Genomic DNA, 18,095 nt, shown 5'->3' on the forward strand with positions numbered 1-18,095 from the left:
GGGTGCAACCGGCACCCGGCTTTCCCTGCGCCCTCTGTTCAATGAGAGGGTGAAACGAACGCAAAGCTCGGACGCAAATGCGCCGCGAGAATGCGGACACACATCCCTCCGCTGTTTGAAATTTGAATCAGACCTCACCCCGTCATTGCGAGCGCAGCGAAGCAATCCATAGTGCCCCTCGTGGAGACGTGGATTGCTTCGCTGCGTTCGCAATGACGAACTCGTCGTACCAGCATGCGCCGGGACGACGCCGGTGCCAGAGCGGTGCCTGCAATCAGCGCTTCGACTTCTTGGCCTTCTTTTTCTTGGTAGTTTTCTTGGTAGTTTTCTTGGACGTTTTCTTTGCCGACTTCTTGGCTTTCTTTGCCGACTTCTTGGCGGCCTTCTTGCCGGCCTTTCTGGTCTTCGTTGCTTTCTTCTTCCTGGCCGCCGCTACCTTCTTCGCCACTTTCTTGGCGGCCCTTCGCACCTTCTTCACGGCTGTCGTCGCGACTTCGGTGGTGGCCGTTGCGGCGGTGCCGAGCGTGTCGGTCACTTGATCGATTACGGGCTTGTCGTCGTCCATGTCATCCCCCAACAGTTGAACGAGAGCACAACGATAGCCGGATTCTTGAAAGCGTCAAATCGATGTCGCAGTCCGTGCACTCCGCACTTCGGCGTAGGCGGCAAGCGCGGTCGTTCGCTGGGACTGATGTCAGCCACCGCGGAGGCCGGCAGGGCAACGGCCTGCGGGACGTCGCCGGGAACTGAGGGGGCGCCGACCGGAGCTTCGATTGTCGGCTCAGCGCCGCTATTGCGCGGGCGTGGCGCGCCTGCGATCGAGCGCGACGAGTGCATCGCTCAGGATCGCCTTGATCCGGTCGATGCCCTGCGGATCGAGCACGGATGGATCAAGGTAGAAATCCAGCCCGGCCGTGCGCTCGACGATCACATCGCCTTTCGCGGTGTCGTCCAGCACGTTGTCGATGGAATAGGGGATCACCTCGCGGCTGATGCCCTTCATGGTGATCGCGGGCAGCGGGTGGGCCTGGATGATGTCCCTGGCCAGCGCAAAGGTCTCGTAGCTGACCACGATGCCTCCGGGCTCGGCGATCGATTGCAGCCGCGCCGCCAGATTGGCTTCGGCGCCGATGATCGTATAGTCCATCCGGTCCACGCTGCCGAAATTGCCGACATTGCAGTAGCCGGAATTGATGCCCATCCGCGACTTGAAGGGCTGTTCAATGCCGGCGGCGCGCCACTTGGCGTTCAGCTCCAGCAGGCGGCGCTGCATCTTCCAGGCCATCTGGACGCAGGCCTCGGCATCCGCCCGGTCCCCCCTGGTTTCGGGATCGCCGAAGAAGATCAGCATGGCGTCGCCGATGAACTTGTCGATCGTGCCGCCATGCTGGTGGGCGATCTCGGACATCTCGGTGAAATACTCGTTGAGCAGTTGGGTGATCTGCTCCGGCTGCAGCCGCTCGGTGGTGGCGGTGAAGTTCTGGATGTCCGAGAAGAAGATCGTCAGTTTCTTGCGCTCAGTGTGAATGGTGACGTCCTTCTGGCCGCTGAAGATGCTCTTGTAGATCTGCGGCGGGATGTAGCGCGATATCTTCAGCGACAGCGTCGCGAGGAAATCGTTGTTGGATTCGAGCTCGCGGTTCATGGCCCGGATTTGCCGGGCTTGGCGGCGCTGCATCATCAGGAAGGAGAGGCCGCTGATGCTGGCCAGCGCCAGATAGGCGAGCAGGTATTTGAAGGAGAACAGGTTTGCGGCGATCGGTTGTGTGATCGCGACCTCCTGGATGCCGCGGACGTCGCCCACCTTCCAGTCCGTCTTGGGGCTCTCGGGATGGGAGTTGTGGCAACTGACGCAGGCCGGGCCCATGACGACCGGGGCGACCAGCCGGACGCGGTCGCTGAACAGCGATGTCGTCGTGTCGACGATCTTCTGGTCCGGGTTCGTGCGCAGGCTCTGCAGCGAAGCTTTCTCGAACTCATCGAGCTGGTGCGGCGCACGGTTCTTGAACGGGAAGTCCGAGACGAAGCGGTAGGTGATGTTCTGCTGCTGCTCGCTGATGACCTTCCCGAGCTCGAGCGACAGCGTCGCCGGGATCGGGATCGCGCCCGGAATGGTCTCGTAGTTGTGGACCACCTGGGTCTGGCCGGGATGGGACAATATCCGCCCGACAACGTTCGAGGCGTAGTACGAGCGGACGCTGCTGACGAGCGAATTGAGATCATTGGCCTGCCGCCGGAGCGCGACTTCCGCGAGATTGGTCAGGTCGAGCCATACCGCGACCGGAAGGGCAGCGAGCAGCAGTGCAATCAGGAACCCTGTCAGGGCCGCGGAGCGTATTTGTCTGGGATTGCTATCCATCGCGATGATCCGATTCCTGCTCGTCCGCAGGCTAAACTTCCATTGCAACCATCGCCTGTAAAGCGCGGCCACGGAGCAACTTTCGTCAAATTGATGCGTAACTGGAGCGACTTGCCGCGGCGGCTGAAGGTGGGGGTGCCGGCAGTCGGTGACGGCCCTGGCTTAGGCGGAGAGGGCAATCCGGAGCGAGAAAATGCAATTCGGAACGGCTCCATCATGCCCGGCACAAGACCGGGCATGATGGTCGGATATCGATGGCGCGGGCGCTTACTTCGGTTGTCCGACGATGCGGATATAGGGCTTCGGCGCCTTCCAGCCTTCGGGGTAGATCGTCTTGGCTTCGTCGTCGCTGACGGAGCCCGCGATGATGACGTCCTCGCCCTGCTTCCAGTCGGCCGGCGTCGCGACGCGATGCTTGGCGGTGAGCTGCAGCGAGTCGATGACGCGCAGTATCTCCTGGAAGTTGCGGCCGGTGGTCATCGGATAGACCAGCACCAGCTTGATCTTCTTGTCGGGGCCGATGATGAAGACGTTGCGGACGGTCTGGTTGTCCGCCGGCGTCCGGACGAGGGGATCGCCGGAGGTCGAGGCGGGCAGCATCTCGTAGAGCTTGGAGACGTTGAAGTCGGTGTCGGCGATCATCGGGTAGTTCGGCGCGGCACCCTGGGTCTCCTCGATGTCAACAGACCATTTGGCATGGCGGTCGACGGGATCGACGGAAAGGCCCATCAGCTTGACGCCGCGCTTGTCGAATTCCGGTTTCAGCTTGGCGAGCGCGCCGAGCTCGGTGGTGCAGACCGGGGTGAAGTCCTTGGGATGCGAGAACAGGAGCGCCCAGCTATTGCCGATCCAGTCGTGGAATTTAATTTTGCCCTCGGTGGTTTCGGCTTCGAAGTCGGGGGCGGTCGCGCCAATGGGAAGTGTCATGGTTTTGCCTCATGCTATTGAAGTGGCTAAAGAAAATCTTTTCTGGGTGACCGGCGAGTATAGGCACAACAAGGGCTTAAGTGAACCACTGTAGCTAAAGTGAAATCATTCTCTTTTGTGACGGAACTCCAAGCAACTTCTTTTGATCGGCCCGCCTGCGGCGAAAAAACCCATAATGCCCGCAAGAGCACGGATTGCCGTGGAATTGCCTTTTATGGTCCCCATCTCCGCGGTCCGGTCTGCTAATAGGCGCGAACCGTGACAGCCGTCACAGCGACCAATTGGCAACTATGTACAAATGTCGAAACCCCGGTTTCGAATCGGTAACCACTCGTTTACGCCGGCATGGAAATGCTGGACTGAAATAAGGAACTGAGAAGTCTCGCTATGTCTGCCCCTAGTATCGAGGCGACCGATGCGGTCGCCCTGCAACCGTCCTGCCGTAAGACTGCCGCCCATGCCCTCACCATCGTACGCGATGGCGTGATCACCGGCGAAGGCCCCACCACCAAGGGCCGCATCCACTTTTCCCGAGCGCTCGATGCCGATGACGCCGCCTGGTGCGCGCGCATCCTCACCGCCTCCGCCGTTGCGCACCAGCCGGTGAGCCGGGAGGAGGTCGCGGCGTTGTTCGAGATCAACGAAGCCGCGGCCGAGCGCAGCGACGATGGCCGTTTCGACGACCTCCTGGCCAAGGCGGTCGCCCATCACGCCGCTTCGATGTCCGGCCTGCCGGTGCCGCCCCGCACGGTGGCGCTGTCGCCGGACACCGACATCGAGAGCTGGGCGCCCACTCACGCCGCCAATATCGACACCAAGGTGCTGGAGTGGATCGCGAGCCAGATGCGTGGCAAGCGCCGCACCAGCCACGCGCTCGCCGCGATGGTCGCCACCCTGGTCGGCGCCGCGGCGCTGCCGCTGGTGCAGTTGCCGAACGTGTTCGATATCGCGTTGGTGTAAGCCACCCGACCTCAAAAAGGGTACCGACGGCGGGGGCTATTTCCCCGCCGTTTTCTGTTTGCCGCTCTCGACGTCAAGCCCCAGCGTCCGCCCGGGAAAACCGGCGACGTCGAAATAGCGGGTCGACAGCACCCGCTGGAATTTGACGACCGTGCGCAGCCCGTTGCCGGCCGGCTTCGAGGTGATGGTGCCGTCGGCCATCTTCGGGACGATGCCGTTCGGGATCGCTTCCGACACCACCCGACCCAGCAGCCCGCCATTGGCGCTGGTGCGGAGGTCGAGCAGCTTGGCGATGGTCATGCCGACGTCGGCGTTGCTGACAGGAAGGGGATCGACATAGCCGGATTTGAAGTCGGGTCCGATCGCCGCCATGAAGTTCAGCGTGTCGCCGCGGCTGAAGCTGCCGTGCATGCCCTGGCCTTGGCGAAGGACCGTGTCGGCGACCTGGACCGAGCAGTTGGTTGGCTCCTCGCAGCCCGACGACCAGGAGCGGAAGTTGACCACGATCGACGGCGTCGGGGTCACCGCCTTGCCCCGCAGGTTGAGCTGGGAGATCGGCAGCGTGCCGGGGAAGCGTCCGAACCGGTCATCGACGAAGAGGCCGCTGACATAGTCCTGCTCCAGCAGCGCCTTGATGACGCGGCCAGTGAGCTTCTTGTCCCGGTTCGGCAGATAGACCAGGTCCGACCCGCCGTTGGTGGCCACGACAACATCGGGCTTGGTTGGATCCTGGCCGAGCACGCCGTTGCCGGCCTTGGGATGGGCGTTGTCGGCGACGCGCGCGTTCTTGTCGTTGGGATCGAACAGCGGCAGGTCCAGCGCCTTGGCGAGGTCGATCGCCAGGAAGCCCATCGGCAGGAAATCCTTCGGTGTATCGTCGTAGGAGATTTTGGCGGAAGGGCTGGTCTTGCTCTCCTTCGAGATCGTCGAGAAGCCATGGTCGGCGGAGACGATGATGTTGGTGGAAGAGGCGAGTCCGAGTTCGTCGAGCGCCTTGCGCAACTGCGCAAGGTTGTCGTCGGCGTTCTTGATCGCGGCCATCGAGGTCGGCCCGTTGATCCCGGGCGTGATCGTGTTGAGGCTGTCGCCCGTGTTGTGCTGGCTGCCGTCAGGGTCGCGCGACCAGAACACCAGCACGAACGGCTTGTTGCGGGCCTTGAACATCGGCAGCACGACCTTGGTGGCGACGTCGGCGAAATAGGCCTGCTGGGCGACATTGGCCACCGTGGTGCCCGGGGTCTTGGCGTCGCCGGCCTTGCCATTATCGCCGCGGCTGGGCGTCGTCAGCGGCAGGTTGGCCTTGGCGAGCCCATCCTTCACCTCCTCGGACAGGGGAACGCCGTTCTTGCCGCCAGTGGAATCGTCGAAGATGATGGTGTGCTTGCCGCGATCGGTGTGGTCGAACAGCAGCGTCGGGCCGACCTTGCCGATGGCCGCGGTGCTGAAACCCTTCTCGCGCGCCATCTTCAGGATGGTCTCTTCGTTGAGATAGTCGCCGTTGAAATGGTCGTCGATGTCGGCCAGCACCGCGTCATTCTCGATGAAGGGCACAACGGTGTCGCCCGCCGGCGCCGAAGAATAGCCGGTGTAGATCGTGTTGCTGAAAGTGCCGGTGTCGCCGAGATAGTGGCCGGTCGACATGGCCGAGCTGTTGGCCATGGTGAAGGTCGGAAACAGTGAATGCGAGTTCTTGAAGTTGACGCCCTTGTCGCGGATATCGGCCATCGTCGGCGCCGTCTGCGGGGTGACGATGCGGGAGCGCAGACCGTCGGGGATGAACAGGATCACGTTACGTGGCGTGTTGTTCTGGGCCGATGCGGCCCCGGCCGCGAGCGTGATCAAGCCTGCCGATAACAATGTTATTGTGCGGCGCATCTTCATTTCCCCCTGTCAGCAGCAACTTCCTGCGATCGATCGTCGCACCCGTTTAGTTTTGCTATATGACAGAATTGTTACATTTGGCCACGATGCCCGTCGAACTATCGAGTCATCGCTCCGAGCTTCGCATCGCGATCAGTTGTGTGCCGCCTTGGGTAGCCCGGCGCGCAGTTCGGCAGCATGCTCACCCCGCCGCCCGAACGCGTAGAGCGCTGGCAGAACGGCGAGCGTCAGCAGGGTCGCGCTGATCAGGCCGCCGATGACCACGGTCGCCAGCGGCTTTTGTACCTCCGCGCCCGTGCCGGTGGCGAAGGCCATCGGCACGAAGCCGAGCGCCGCCACCAGTGCGGTCATCACGACCGGGCGAAGCCGGGTGAGGGCGCCATTCTCGATTGCCTGTCGCAGCGGCATGCCGTCCTCATGGAGCTTACGGACCAGGCTCAGCATCACCAGGCCGTTCAGCACGGCGACGCCGGACAGCGCAATGAAGCCGACCGCCGCCGAGATCGAGAACGGCATGCCGCGAAGCCAGAGCGCGGCGATGCCGCCGGTGAGCGCGAGCGGCACGGCGCTGAACACCACCAGCGCATCGCGCGCCGATCCGGTGGCCGCCAGCAGCAGCAGGAAGATCAATGCAAAGCACGCCGGCACGACGATGCCGAGCCTCTGCCGCGCCGCCGCCAGGTTCTCGAACTGTCCGCCCCAACTCATCCAGTAGCCGGGCGGCAGCTTGACCTGCTGGCCGACCTTGGCCTGGGCTTCCGCGACGACCGAGCCGAGGTCGCGGCCGCGGACGTTGGCGGTGATGACGATGCGGCGCTTGCCGTTCTCGCGGCTGATCTGGTTCGGCCCCTCGGTGAAGGAGAATCGCGCCAATCGGTTGAGCGGCAGGCTCTGGACCGTTGCATTGGGCGTTGCCTTCGGCAGCGCCACGGGAAGGTTGCCGAGCGCCTCGAGGTCGGATCGCAAGCCTTCCGGCAATCTTACGACGATGTCGAACCGGCGGTCGCCCTCGAACACGACGCCGGCGTCCTGGCCGCCGACAGCGGCGCCGATCACATCCTGCACCGCCGCCGCGCTCAGACCGCGGCGGGCGATCGCGGCACGGTCGACCTTGATGTCGAGAACAGGAAGGCCGCCGGCCTGCTCCACCTTCACATCGGTCGCCCCCTCCACCGAGCGCAGGATCGAGGCCACTTCGTTGGCCGCTTTCAGCATCGGCTCGAACTCGTCGCCAAACACCTTGACGGCGATGTCGCCGCGAACGCCAGCCAGCAATTCGTTGAAGCGCATCTTGATCGGCTGAGTGAACTCATAGACATTTCCGGGAACGCGATTGACCGATCTTGCGATCTGCTCGACCAGTTCCTCCTTCGTCATCGAAGGATCCGGCCATTGATTGCGCGGCTTGAGCATGATGAAGGTGTCGGACGCGTTCGGCGGCATCGGGTCGCTCGCGACCTCGGCCGTGCCGGTCTTGGAGAAGACGAAGGCGACCTGCGGCAGACGGCTGACGGCGTTCTCGACCGCAAGCTGCATCGCCTGCGATTGCGACAGCGCGGTGCTGGGAATCCGCAGCGCATGCATGGCGATATTCTTCTCGTCCAGCGACGGGATGAACTCCTGCCCGAGGCGCGCGAAGCCCGCCAGCGCGGTGGCAAACAGTACGGCCGCCGTTGCGATGACAGGCAGCGGGGCTGCAATCGCATAGCGCAACAGCGGCCGGTATAGGCGCTTCAAGGCAGCAACCAGCCTGCTTTCATGCTCCTGGACGCGTCCGGTGACGGCAATGGCGATCGCGGCGGGAACGAGCGTCAGCGACAGAACGAATGCCGATGCCAGAGCCAGGATCACGGTCACGGCCATCGGCGTGAACATCTTGCCTTCGACGCCGGTGAAGGTGAGGAGCGGCACGTAAACCAGAAGGATGATGGCCTGCCCGTAGAGGCTCGGGCGGATCATCTCGACCGCGGAAGCGCGCACCGTGGCCAGCCGCTCGTCGCGGGAGAGGGGACGCCCGAGGTCGCGCTGCCGCTCCGCCAGATGGCGCAGGCTGTTCTCGGTGATGATGACGGCGCCATCGACGATCAGGCCGAAATCGAGTGCGCCCAGGCTCATCAGATTGGCGCTGATGCGGCCCTGCCACATGCCGATCGTGGTCATCAGCATCGCCACGGGGATCACCAGCGCGGTGATCAGCGCGGCGCGAAAATTGCCCAGCAGGACAAACAGCACCGCCATGACCAACAGCGCACCCTCGCTCAGATTGGTCGCAACCGTCCTGACGGTGGCATCGACTAGTTGAGTGCGGTCGAGCACGGTCTTGACCTCGACACCGGGCGGCAGCGTCGGCGCGATCTCGCGCAGCCGCGCGTCGACCGCCGACGACACAGTGCGGCTATTGGCGCCGATGAGCATCAGCGCCGTGCCGACCACCACCTCGTGGCCGTTCTCGCTGGCGCTGCCGGTGCGGCTCTCGCCGCCGATCGCAACGGTGGCGATATCGCGGATCCGCACCGGAACGCCGCCGCGCGTGGTGACGACGATGGCGCCGAGCTCCTCCATGTTCTCGATGCGGCCACCGGAGCGCACGACAAAACCCTCGCCGTTCTTTTCAATGTAGCGCGCGCCGCGGCTGACATTGTTGGTCTCGATCGCGTTTGCAACATCGGCAAAGGTCAAGCCGAGCGCGATCAGCTTCGCCGCATCCGGGTGGACCTGGTACTGCTTGAGATAGCCGCCGATCGTATCGACGCCGGCAACGCCGGGAACGGTCTTGATCTGCGGCCGGATGATCCAGTCCTGTACCGTGCGCAGATAGGCGTTCTTCTCGATGTCGCCTTTGAGCCGTGCCCCGTCGCTGGTGACAAAGCTGCCGTCGCGCTGCAGGCCCGGCGCGCCGTCGGCTTCGACCGGTTTGTCGGCGAAGCGAACGGTCCACATGTAGATCTCGCCGAGCCCGGTCGAGACCGGACCCATCCGCGGCTCGATGCCTTGCGGCAGGCGCGCGCGGACCTCGGCCAGGCGTTCGGTGACCTGCTGGCGCGCAAAGTAGATGTCGGTGGCTTCGCTGAAGACCGCGGTCACCTGTGAAAAGCCGTTGCGCGACAGCGAGCGTGTGCTCTCGAGGCCAGGCGCGCCGGCGAGCGCCGTCTCCACGGGAAAGGTGACCTGCTTCTCGATTTCGAGCGGCGACAGCGCGTGGGCCGCGGTGTTGATCTGCACCTGCTTGTTGGTGATGTCGGGCACCGCGTCGATCGATACCCTCGTCAACGCAAAGCCGCCGAGCCCCATGACGACGGCGCAGAGCGCAACGACGACCCAGCGACGATGAATGGAGAAGCCGATGATGCCCTCAATCATGGCCATGCTCCGCTTCGGCCTTTTCCAACTCGGCCTTGAGCGTGAATGTGTTGGCGACCGCGATCGTCTCTCCGGGCGAAAGGCCGCTCACGATCTCGACGTCGTCATCATCCTCGCGACCGGTACGCACCTGTCGCGCCTCAAACCCTTCGGCGTTACGCACGAATATCGTGGCGTTGCCCTTGACGGTCTGAAGCGCTTTCTTCGAGACGATCACCTTGGAGGGCTCACCGCCGAGCGGCACTTCCGCGGTGACGAAAGTGCCGGGCCTCCATCGGTGATCCCGGTTCGCCAGGGTTGCGATCACGCGGGCGTTGCGGGTCTCGCGATCGAACAGGGGGCTGACAAAGATCACCCGCGCGACCGCTTCGTCGTCGCTGCCGATGGCGCGGATCGTGACCAGTCCGCCCTCGTGCACCGCGGCGATGTCTTCCGGGGAGACCGCGAGATCGACCCAGATATCGTCGAGATTGACGATGACGAACAGCTCGCTTTCCTGGCCCTCGCGGCCGATCAGCCCACCGAGGTCGACGCGCCGCTCTGAGACGCGGCCCGAGATCGGCGCACGCAAATATTGTTCGCGCAGGCTTTCCGGCGGCTGGTTCGGGAGGTCGACGATCTCCTTTTCTGAGAGCCCCAGCGCGAATAGCTTTTGCCTGGCGCCGTCGAGCTTGATCCGTGCGTCATTGGCGGTGAGCTGGATCCGCAGGAATTCGTTTTCTGACATGGCCCGGCTTTCGGCCAAGCTCTTTTGCCTGTTGTAGAGCGTCTGCTGCAGATCGTTGGTCAGCCGCGCGGCGAGGTATTCGCTCTTGGCGTCCGCCACGTCCCGGCTTTCGATGACGGCGACGATCTCACCTTTTTCGACACTGTCGCCGAGGCGCTTGCGCAGTTCGGCGACCGTCGCCAGCACGCGCACGGAGACGCGGCCGACGTGGTCGGCGTCGGGGATAAGCGAGCCCGGTGCCAGGAAGTGGCGTTTGAGCGTACCGCCCGCAACCGGCGCCAGCCTGATGCCGGCATTCCTGATCTGCTCCTCGCTCAGCGCGATGTGCTCGGTGCCGTGATCCTCGCTTTCGGCCTTTGCCGTTCCGGTCGTCGCCGTTTCCTGCTGCGCTGGCGGCCAATGCGACCAGGCCGCGATACCAAGGCCGCCACCGACGATGATGCCGGCAACGAAAAGAAGAATCCGTCTCATTATGCCTTCCCCACCGCGCACGGGTCCAGGCCCGGCGCTGCTGCCATAGCGACGCGTTCAATCAAGGCCCGCTGCCGGGAGGCAGCGCAGCCGGATCGGTCATGCCGATCGGATCAGGCGCGGGGTGGCTTGAAGGGACAGAGCGGTTCGGCCGCTTCGGGGGCGCGCATGGCGAGAAAGCGATAGGCGTGCGCAGCGTATTCGATCGTGACCGACGTGTCCTGCGGTGCCACGGTCGATACGTGGGTCAGGCAGTGGTCGCCGTGGGGCAATGCTGGATGGACGGGAGCCTTGTCGGTGGCATCACCGGCGAGTTGCGCGATCGACAGCGCCGGTATTGCATCGTCGCTGTCGAAGCCGAGACCGTGAAAGAAGGACAGCACGAGCGCCAACGAGATCAGTCCCGCAAGCAGGCTACGCCATCGGCGTGACGGGGCCTTGCGGGTCGAACAATCCGGTGCGGCGAAGCGAGAGTCCATGCCGCTAGTTAGCGTTACCCCAGCGCCGATTCAAGGCAGGAGATTTCTGAATGCTATAACGTTACCCTTTCGCCAGCAGCCCGCTTGTGCCTCGTAACGCCGAATATGACGGCGCGACGACGGCGTCGCGCAGTTTCGGGCGATTGTGAAGTCAGTGCCTCCAGTCGCTGCGGCGGATCGCCTCGCTTATGGCCGGGCAGGCCGGGATGAAGTAGAACGTCCCTAAACAGCCGGCTTCGCGGAGGTGAGGGAAATGCTCGCACGAATCGTGGTCGCAACTCTTCTCATGATCTCCAGCGCGTTCGCGCAGGAGCGCTCAATCACGGTGGCATCGACGACATCGACCGAGCAGTCCGGACTGTTCGGTTTCCTGTTGCCGCGCTTTACGGCGGCGACGGGGATCGGTGTCAAGGTGGTCGCGGTCGGCACCGGCCAGGCGCTCGACATCGGACGGCGGGGCGATGCCGACGTGGTGTTCGTGCATGATCGCCCGGCGGAGGAGAAGTTCATGGCCGAAGGATTTGGCGTCAAACGCCAGGACGTGATGTACAACGATTTCGTGGTGATCGGCCCGAAGGCGGATCCGGCGCACATCGCTGATGGCAACGACGTCACGGAAGCGCTGAAGAAGATCGCCGCCGCGAAGGCGACCTTCGTCTCGCGCGGCGACCGCTCCGGCACGCACCAGGCCGAATTGCGGCTATGGAAGGAGGCCGGCATCGACATCGCGACGGCGAAGGGATCCTGGTATCGCGAGATCGGGCAGGGGATGGGGCCCGCACTCAACATGGCCGCATCCGACAACGCCTATGTGCTCTCGGATCGCGGCACCTGGCTATCGTTCAAGAATCGCGGCGATCTCGCGATCCTGACCGAGGGCGATCGGCGCCTGTTCAACCAATATGGCGTGATGCCCGTCAATCCGGCCAAACACCCGACCGTGAAAGCCAGAGATGGGCAGGCCTTCGTCGACTGGTTGATCTCCGCCGAGGGGCAGAAGGTGATCGCCGACTACAAGGTCGGCGGCGAGCAGCTATTTTTCCCCAACGCGTCCGACTAGCAGGAACGCGACCGTGCTCACGGTTACGCTGAGGCCGAGCAGGATCAGGCCAAGCCCGAGCGCCAGTGGCAACTCGCCCTTGCTGGTTTCTAGCGCGATCGCGGTCGTCATGGTCCGGGTGTAGCCGCGGATATTGCCGCCGACGATGATGATGGCGCCGACTTCGGCGATGGCGCGGCCGAAGGCGGCAAGAAACGCCGTCAACAACGAGCCGCGGCCGAGCGATGACAACACCGCCATGCTGCGCAGGCGCGACATGCCATCGGTGCGCATGAGGTCGGCATATTCCGCCCACAGTAGCGAGACCGGACGGTGCACGAGTGCGACCACGATCGGCGTGGCGAGGATCGTCTGCGCGACAATCATCGCGCTCGGCGTGAACAGCAGTCCGGCAAAGCCGAGCGGACCGGAACGCGACAGCAGGAGGTAAAGGGCCAGTCCAACCACCACCGGCGGCAGGCCGAGCATGGCGTTCGCCAGCACGATCGTGGCCTGCCTGCCCTGAAACCGGCTGATCGCGAGCAGGACGCCGAGGGGCGCGCCGATCAGCAGCGCGAGCAGGCTCGCCGTCAGGCTGACGCGCAACGATAGCAGGACGATGCCGATCAGCTCAGCGTCAAGGCTGGCGATCAGCGAGAGCGCCGTCGCCACCGATTGCGTGAAATCATTCATCCTGCTGCGCGCTTGGCCGCCCCGGTGAGATCGCCCGAATGAAGATTGCCGGCTGGCACCATCTAGCAAACACCTAAATCTCTCATAAACTGCGTAACGTCCAATACCGCACAAGCAATGTTGCGCGGGCGAAATCTGGTAACGCTCAGAAACAAAGTTCCATGTTAACCGGCTGATAACTCATTTTCCTAACGCCCTCTTGGGTTGTGTCCCCTACAACAAGCGCTTGTAGGGGCAGGGAAATGTCAGACAGCTCGGCCAAGAGCGATATCTTGCAGAGCCGGTGGTGGCCGAAATGGGCCGCCGTGGCGCCACTGCGATTGAGCGCAATCCAGTGGCTCGTGCTGTGCGCGGCAGCACTCGTGGCCGCGATCGGGCTCGGCACCGGGTACCTGGCGCTGCAATTCCGGGAGCGCGCACTCGATCTTGCCGAACGCGAACTCTCCAACACGGCGCTGCTGCTGTCCCGCCATTTCGATCAGCAGCTCTCCGATCTCCAGCACGTGCACGATGATGTCGTCGCCAACATGCGGGCGGACGGGGTCGATACGGCCGATCAGTTCGAAAAGATGATGTCACTGCTGAGCGCGCACGAAATGCTGCGCACCAGGCTTGCGGCGCTGCCGCATGTTGGTGGTCTCAATCTGTTCAATGCCGAGGGATGGCTGATCAATTCCTCCGAGATGTGGCCGGTGCCCGACCTGAACGTCAGGGATCGGCGATATTTCAGGGAGTTTACCTCCGGCAAGCCGACACCGGATGTCATCGTCGAGCCCGCGGTGAGCCGCGTCACGGGCAAATGGACGACGCTGTTCGCCCGCAAGATTGTCGACGGCAACGGCGCTATCATCGGCTTTTCCAGCCGGGGCGTCGAGCCCAGCCAGTTCGAGGATTTCGTCGCCTCTCTGGCGCTGAATGGCGACACAATCATCTCAATGATCCATCGCGACGGCACGGTGATTGCCCGCTATCCCAAGGATGATGGGGCGATCGGCAAGAGCGTAGCCGGTCTCCCGTCATTCCAGAAGGCGCTGACGCTTGACGGAAATATCTCGGGCCGCTTCAGCACTGAAGATGCCGAAGACAAGATCGGGGCGGCTCGACCGCTCACTCATTTTCCGATCCTGATCGTTGCCACGACCAGGACCTCGACCGCGCTCGCCGACTGGCGCGCGCAGACGAAACTGCAGTTCAGCGCTGCGATCCTGGCGATCGTCGTCGTCATCGTCACGATCTTTCCGATCGTGAGACAACTGCAGCAACAGCATGAGGCGGCGCGCCAGAAGCTGTCGGAGAAGAGCTTTCATCTCGACACCGCCATCAACAACATGACCCAGGGGCTGTTGCTGTTCGATGCGTCGGGGCGGCTCGTGATCTGCAACCAGCGCTATCTCGATATGCTCGGCGTGTCGCCTGACGTCGCCAAGCCCGGATGCCACCTGCGCGACCTCGTGCTGCACCGTCAGTCGATCGGATCCTTTATCGGCGATGTCGAGGAATACTGCGCGCACTTCATCGGACCTAACAGCAGCGAGATCGGCGAACGCCACTTCTCGACGCAAGACGGACGAATTATCCGAATGATCTTCAAACATTCGCCGGACGGGGGCTGGGCCACGACGTTCGAGGATGTGACCGAGCGGCGCCGGGTCGAGGCGAAGATCGAACATCTCGCCCATTACGATCCGCTGACCAGTCTGCCGAACCGGACGCTGTTCCAGCGCCACGCCGAAGGCTTGCTGCTCGAAACAGCCGATGTGCAGTTCGCGATCCTCTATATCGATATCGACGAGTTCAAGCGCATCAACGATTCGCTCGGCCATTTGATCGGCGATGAATTCCTCAAAGGTGTCGCCGAACTGTTGCGGCAGTCGATCGGACCGGAGGATTTCATCGCGCGGCTCGGCGGGGACGAGTTCGCCATCGTGCAGCGCGGCATCGCGGCGGATGTCGATGTCAGCGCGCTGGTTGAACGGATCTATCAGGCGCTGCGGACGCCGTTCGATTGCCATGGCCATCACTTGTCCGGCGACGCCAGCATCGGCATCGCGGTCGCGCCGCGGGATGGTACCGATCTGCTCGCCCTGTTGAAGCGCGCGGACCTTGCGATGTACGCCGCCAAGGCTGCCGGTCGCCGCACCCACCGTTTCTTCGAGCCGGAGATGGAGAAGGAGGCCAAGCTCCGCCGCGAGCTAGAAGCCGATATGCGCACTGCGCTGGTCGAAGGCGGGTTCGAAATCCACTATCAGCCGCTGGTCGATCTGCGCAGCGACGAGGTCACCGGCTGCGAGGCGCTGGTGCGCTGGCGGCATCCGGTGCGCGGCATGGTGTCGCCGGCCGAGTTCATTCCGGTCGCCGAGGAGACGGGCCTGATCGAGGAGATCGGGCAGTGGGTGCTGCGGACCGCCTGCACTGAGGCTGCCACCTGGCCCGCTCATGTGCGGGTGGCGGTCAACGTGTCGCCGATTCAGTTCAAGTCGGAAGCGTTGTCGCTGAAGGTCGCGGCGGCGTTGGCCGAGAGCGGGCTCGATCCGCGCCGCCTCGAGCTCGAAATCACGGAGGCCGTGCTGATCGCGGACGATGATGCCGCGCTGGTCGCGCTCAACCAGCTCCGCGCGCTCGGTGTTCACATCGCGCTGGATGATTTCGGAACCGGCTATTCTTCGCTGCAATATCTGCAGCGCTTCCCGTTCGACAAGATCAAGATCGACCGCAGCTTCGTCAAGGAAGTCACCCGCAATAGCTCGTCGGCGTCGATCATCCGCGCGGTGGTGAGCATCGCGGCCGACCGCGATATGATCACGACGGCGGAAGGGGTCGAAACCGAGCAGCAGCGCGACACAGTGCACATGCTGGGCTGCACCCAGATGCAGGGTTATCTGTTCAGCGCGGCGCGCACGGCACGGGAGATCCGGGCGATGCTGGCGTCCGAAACGGCTGAAGTGGAGGACGCCGCCTGATCGGCGAGGTTTCAGCATTCGTGCCGATCCTCGCCGTAGCCTGTGATGAGCCGCAGCAGCCGTTCGATAGCAGCGCCGATCGCAAGGCCGGCAACGACATCGCTCAGCCAGTGCGCGAGCAGGACGACGCGTGTCAGCACAAGGCCTCCACCGATTGCCCAGACGACATTCCGCTTTGCCGGCGGAAGCACGGTTGCGGCTGAGGCGATTGCGCCGACGTGAATCGCGTGGCCTGACGGAAAGGCGTCCTCAGGCTTGCCGGAGAACGGGACGCCATGCAGGTGACCTCGGGCTGTCCGTCGATCGGGCCGCTCCTGGTCGAATACCGTTTTCAGCACGTGGGGCAGGACGGCCGTCACGATCGTGGTCAGGAGGACGTGGCTGCTGCTGCGACGCTGCTTTGCGTCCTTGTTGCGCGAATAAAGCCACCAGCCCAGCGCAAGCGCGCAGATGACGTGCTCGTCCGCGCCCCAGGTCAGCAGCTCGGCGGCCCGCTCGGCTGTCGGCGTCGTGTATTCCGACACGGTGTCGGCGATTGCCTTATCAGTGTGGGTTGGCTGCACCCGAAGAAGCGCCATCAGATTCTCCCTTGCAGATTACAACCTCCGACAGCCGTGATGGTTTCGCGAGCGCACCCCCTCGTAGGAACCAAAATTCCGGCCACGGGTTTGCCGCTCACAACCCTTACGAGAGGCAAGGACCATGAAGAGATCGATCGTGGTGGCGGCAGTTGCCGTCGCCTTTATTTCCACCTCGGCAGCCGCGCAATCGGTCGGCGAGAAGACCGGCGTCAATTCGGTATTGGGCGTCGCTCCCTCGACGGCCGATTTCGTCAAGGAAGCGGCGACCAGCGACATGCTGGAGATCGAGGCAGGCAAGCTCGCCGAGCAGAAGGGCAATGCGGAGGAGAAGAAATTCGCGTCCCAGATGATCGCCGATCACACCAAGACCAGCAGCGAGCTGAAGGGCCTGGTCACGAGCAGCGAGGGCGTGCAGATTCCATCGGGCCTGGATTCGTCTTCGCAAAGCAAGCTCGACAAGCTGCGCGACACCAAACCGGAGAACTTTGCAAGTCAATATAACCCGATGCAGGTGAGCGCCCACAAGGATGCGGTGTCGCTGTTCGAACGCTACGCCAAGAGCGGCGACAATCCGAAGCTGAAGGATTGGGCCGGCAACACGCTCCCGACGCTGCGTCACCATCTCGAGATGGCGCAGGCGCTGGACAAAAATCGCAAGTGACGGCGCGGCGTCACGGCTTGCGGTGATTGCCGGTCCATCGCACGATCAGCGGCAGAGCGTACCAGAATCCGATTAGCACGAGAAAACTCGCCGCCGCGTAAGTGGCGGCGAGTTCGCGGTTGGTGATCCTGCCGAGCACGACATAGCTCTCTGCGGCGATGCCGGCAGCCAGAAATAGCGGCGCCACTGTCACCAGCGCGGAGGCAGTGCGAAGAAAGCTCGCAGAATCCGCGCCACCATAGGAAAGCCGGTGCAAGGAAGCCGGCGTCATCAGGAGGATGACATTCATGGCGACAAGGCCGAGCGCGACGGCATGCACGATTTTTGCCGTTTGCGGCATTTCTTCAAATCCGCTGGTGAGCATGGCGATGAATTGAAAGCCGAACAGGGCTTGCGCGCCGGGGATGATGACGCGCGCTTCGGTCAGCAACTGGTCGACCTTTGTCGCGAGCGGGGTTGTTCCTCCTGAATCGGGCATTAGGGGTCTCTGCCGGTGAAACAGCTCCAATCCGAACCATGCAAAGCTTGATGCGAGTACCAGCGCTAGTCCGCTTGTGAATCCCGCAAGCCAGCCGAAATGTCCCTCGATCACCACATAGGTGGCAACTCCGAGGCTCAAGGAGAAGGGAACCAAGCCGGCGGTCGCATAGAGCGACGTCGCGCGGACCAGGCGCTTCGACGAAGAACCTTGCTCGACCAACCGGTGTTCCATTGAGGGGACGATCAGGAGCCCCAGCGAAAGCGTCTGCAGCGCAAGTCCGACGGCGCAGAGCATTTTCGACGCGGAGGAGAGCGCCGGAAACCCGGTCTGGAAGAAGGCCTGGAATTGAAAGCCGAGCAGGACCTGGATGCCCAGGACGAGCAGACGGGTTTCGTCGAGCGCCGTCTTGACCTTGCGATCCAGCTTCTCGGACACAGTGGCCGCACTCCTTTCTCGCCGCGCCGGAACCGTCGCCGATGTCATGTTGTTAACGCGACATGTCATCTAACGTTCATG

14 protein-coding genes are annotated in these 18,095 nt (G+C 63.3%); 4 read left to right on the plus strand and 10 right to left on the minus strand.

Translation table 11 applies throughout. The features are described 5' to 3' along the window. Positions 1-274 precede the first annotated feature (274 nt). From OZ411_RS12670 to OZ411_RS12680, 3 genes are all read right to left on the minus strand, one after another. Positions 275-565 (minus strand): hypothetical protein, encoded by a 291-nt coding sequence (locus OZ411_RS12670; protein ID WP_282528212.1) that lies wholly within the window; start codon positions 563-565, stop codon positions 275-277. A 225-nt stretch (positions 566-790) separates the two neighbouring features. Then, positions 791-2,359, minus strand: a complete 1,569-nt coding sequence (locus OZ411_RS12675) for an adenylate/guanylate cyclase domain-containing protein (protein WP_130581894.1) — start codon at positions 2,357-2,359, stop codon at positions 791-793. Positions 2,360-2,626: 267 nt separating this feature from the next. Continuing rightward, entirely contained in the window at positions 2,627-3,286 is a 660-nt protein-coding gene (locus tag OZ411_RS12680; RefSeq protein WP_130581893.1) for a peroxiredoxin, read from the minus strand. A gap of 387 nt (positions 3,287-3,673) precedes the next feature. Between OZ411_RS12680 and OZ411_RS12685 the strand changes: the two genes are divergently transcribed. Continuing rightward, positions 3,674-4,246, plus strand: coding sequence for a hypothetical protein (locus tag OZ411_RS12685; protein ID WP_130581892.1), 573 nt, complete (start codon positions 3,674-3,676; stop codon positions 4,244-4,246). A gap of 36 nt (positions 4,247-4,282) precedes the next feature. Here the strand turns inward: OZ411_RS12685 and OZ411_RS12690 are convergent, their stop codons facing one another. From OZ411_RS12690 to OZ411_RS12705, 4 genes are all read right to left on the minus strand, one after another. Then, entirely contained in the window at positions 4,283-6,121 is a 1,839-nt protein-coding gene (locus OZ411_RS12690; protein ID WP_282528213.1) for a nucleotide pyrophosphatase/phosphodiesterase family protein, read from the minus strand. Between the two features lie 138 nt (positions 6,122-6,259). Next, positions 6,260-9,487, minus strand: coding sequence for a CusA/CzcA family heavy metal efflux RND transporter (locus tag OZ411_RS12695; protein WP_282528292.1), 3,228 nt, complete (start codon positions 9,485-9,487; stop codon positions 6,260-6,262). Continuing rightward, the gene (locus OZ411_RS12700) at positions 9,480-10,685 is read right to left on the minus strand and encodes an efflux RND transporter periplasmic adaptor subunit (RefSeq protein WP_282528214.1); all 1,206 of its coding nucleotides are present in this window, start codon (positions 10,683-10,685) and stop codon (positions 9,480-9,482) included. The genes OZ411_RS12695 and OZ411_RS12700 overlap by 8 nt, the downstream gene beginning before the upstream one ends. Positions 10,686-10,798: 113 nt before the next feature. Next, complete coding sequence (locus OZ411_RS12705; protein WP_282528215.1) at positions 10,799-11,077, minus strand: hypothetical protein; 279 nt, start codon at positions 11,075-11,077, stop codon at positions 10,799-10,801. A 340-nt stretch (positions 11,078-11,417) separates the two neighbouring features. On the opposite strand from OZ411_RS12705, the gene OZ411_RS12710 reads away from it, so the two are divergent. Next, on the plus strand, positions 11,418-12,224 hold the full coding sequence (locus tag OZ411_RS12710) for an extracellular solute-binding protein (RefSeq protein ID WP_282528216.1): 807 nt from the start codon (positions 11,418-11,420) through the stop codon (positions 12,222-12,224). On the opposite strand, the gene OZ411_RS12715 is transcribed toward OZ411_RS12710, so the two are convergent. Further along, entirely contained in the window at positions 12,198-12,896 is a 699-nt protein-coding gene (locus tag OZ411_RS12715) for an ABC transporter permease (protein WP_130581886.1), read from the minus strand. The genes OZ411_RS12710 and OZ411_RS12715 overlap by 27 nt on opposite strands. Positions 12,897-13,138: 242 nt before the next feature. Here OZ411_RS12715 and OZ411_RS12720 point away from each other — a divergent pair, with 242 nt between their 5' ends. Continuing rightward, complete coding sequence (locus OZ411_RS12720) at positions 13,139-15,856, plus strand: EAL domain-containing protein (RefSeq protein ID WP_282528217.1); 2,718 nt, start codon at positions 13,139-13,141, stop codon at positions 15,854-15,856. A gap of 11 nt (positions 15,857-15,867) precedes the next feature. Here OZ411_RS12720 and OZ411_RS12725 read toward each other — a convergent pair whose 3' ends face one another. Beyond that, positions 15,868-16,434 (minus strand): phosphatase PAP2 family protein, encoded by a 567-nt coding sequence (locus tag OZ411_RS12725; RefSeq protein WP_282528218.1) that lies wholly within the window; start codon positions 16,432-16,434, stop codon positions 15,868-15,870. A gap of 124 nt (positions 16,435-16,558) precedes the next feature. Between OZ411_RS12725 and OZ411_RS12730 the strand changes: the two genes are divergently transcribed. Then, complete coding sequence (locus OZ411_RS12730) at positions 16,559-17,098, plus strand: DUF4142 domain-containing protein (protein WP_130577725.1); 540 nt, start codon at positions 16,559-16,561, stop codon at positions 17,096-17,098. Positions 17,099-17,108: 10 nt separating this feature from the next. Here OZ411_RS12730 and OZ411_RS12735 read toward each other — a convergent pair whose 3' ends face one another. Beyond that, entirely contained in the window at positions 17,109-18,014 is a 906-nt protein-coding gene (locus OZ411_RS12735; RefSeq protein ID WP_282528219.1) for a DUF6328 family protein, read from the minus strand. Between the last annotated feature and the right edge of the window lie 81 nt (positions 18,015-18,095).

This window comes from Bradyrhizobium sp. Arg237L (assembly GCF_029990105.1).
Lineage (GTDB): Bacteria > Pseudomonadota > Alphaproteobacteria > Rhizobiales > Xanthobacteraceae > Bradyrhizobium.

Excerpts from the sequence above, each read along its gene's own strand:
- OZ411_RS12670 (WP_282528212.1), bottom strand. The coding sequence starts at position 565 with ATGGACGACGACAAGCCCGTAATCGATCAAGTGACCGACACGCTCGGC.
- OZ411_RS12675 (WP_130581894.1), bottom strand. The coding sequence starts at position 2,359 with ATGGATAGCAATCCCAGACAAATACGCTCCGCGGCCCTGACAGGGTTC.
- OZ411_RS12680 (WP_130581893.1), bottom strand. The coding sequence starts at position 3,286 with ATGACACTTCCCATTGGCGCGACCGCCCCCGACTTCGAAGCCGAAACC.
- OZ411_RS12685 (WP_130581892.1), top strand. The coding sequence starts at position 3,674 with ATGTCTGCCCCTAGTATCGAGGCGACCGATGCGGTCGCCCTGCAACCG.
- OZ411_RS12690 (WP_282528213.1), bottom strand. The coding sequence starts at position 6,121 with ATGCGCCGCACAATAACATTGTTATCGGCAGGCTTGATCACGCTCGCG.
- OZ411_RS12695 (WP_282528292.1), bottom strand. The coding sequence starts at position 9,487 with ATGATTGAGGGCATCATCGGCTTCTCCATTCATCGTCGCTGGGTCGTC.
- OZ411_RS12700 (WP_282528214.1), bottom strand. The coding sequence starts at position 10,685 with ATGAGACGGATTCTTCTTTTCGTTGCCGGCATCATCGTCGGTGGCGGC.
- OZ411_RS12710 (WP_282528216.1), top strand. The coding sequence starts at position 11,418 with ATGCTCGCACGAATCGTGGTCGCAACTCTTCTCATGATCTCCAGCGCG.
- OZ411_RS12715 (WP_130581886.1), bottom strand. The coding sequence starts at position 12,896 with ATGAATGATTTCACGCAATCGGTGGCGACGGCGCTCTCGCTGATCGCC.
- OZ411_RS12720 (WP_282528217.1), top strand. The coding sequence starts at position 13,139 with ATGTCAGACAGCTCGGCCAAGAGCGATATCTTGCAGAGCCGGTGGTGG.
- OZ411_RS12725 (WP_282528218.1), bottom strand. The coding sequence starts at position 16,434 with ATGGCGCTTCTTCGGGTGCAGCCAACCCACACTGATAAGGCAATCGCC.
- OZ411_RS12730 (WP_130577725.1), top strand. The coding sequence starts at position 16,559 with ATGAAGAGATCGATCGTGGTGGCGGCAGTTGCCGTCGCCTTTATTTCC.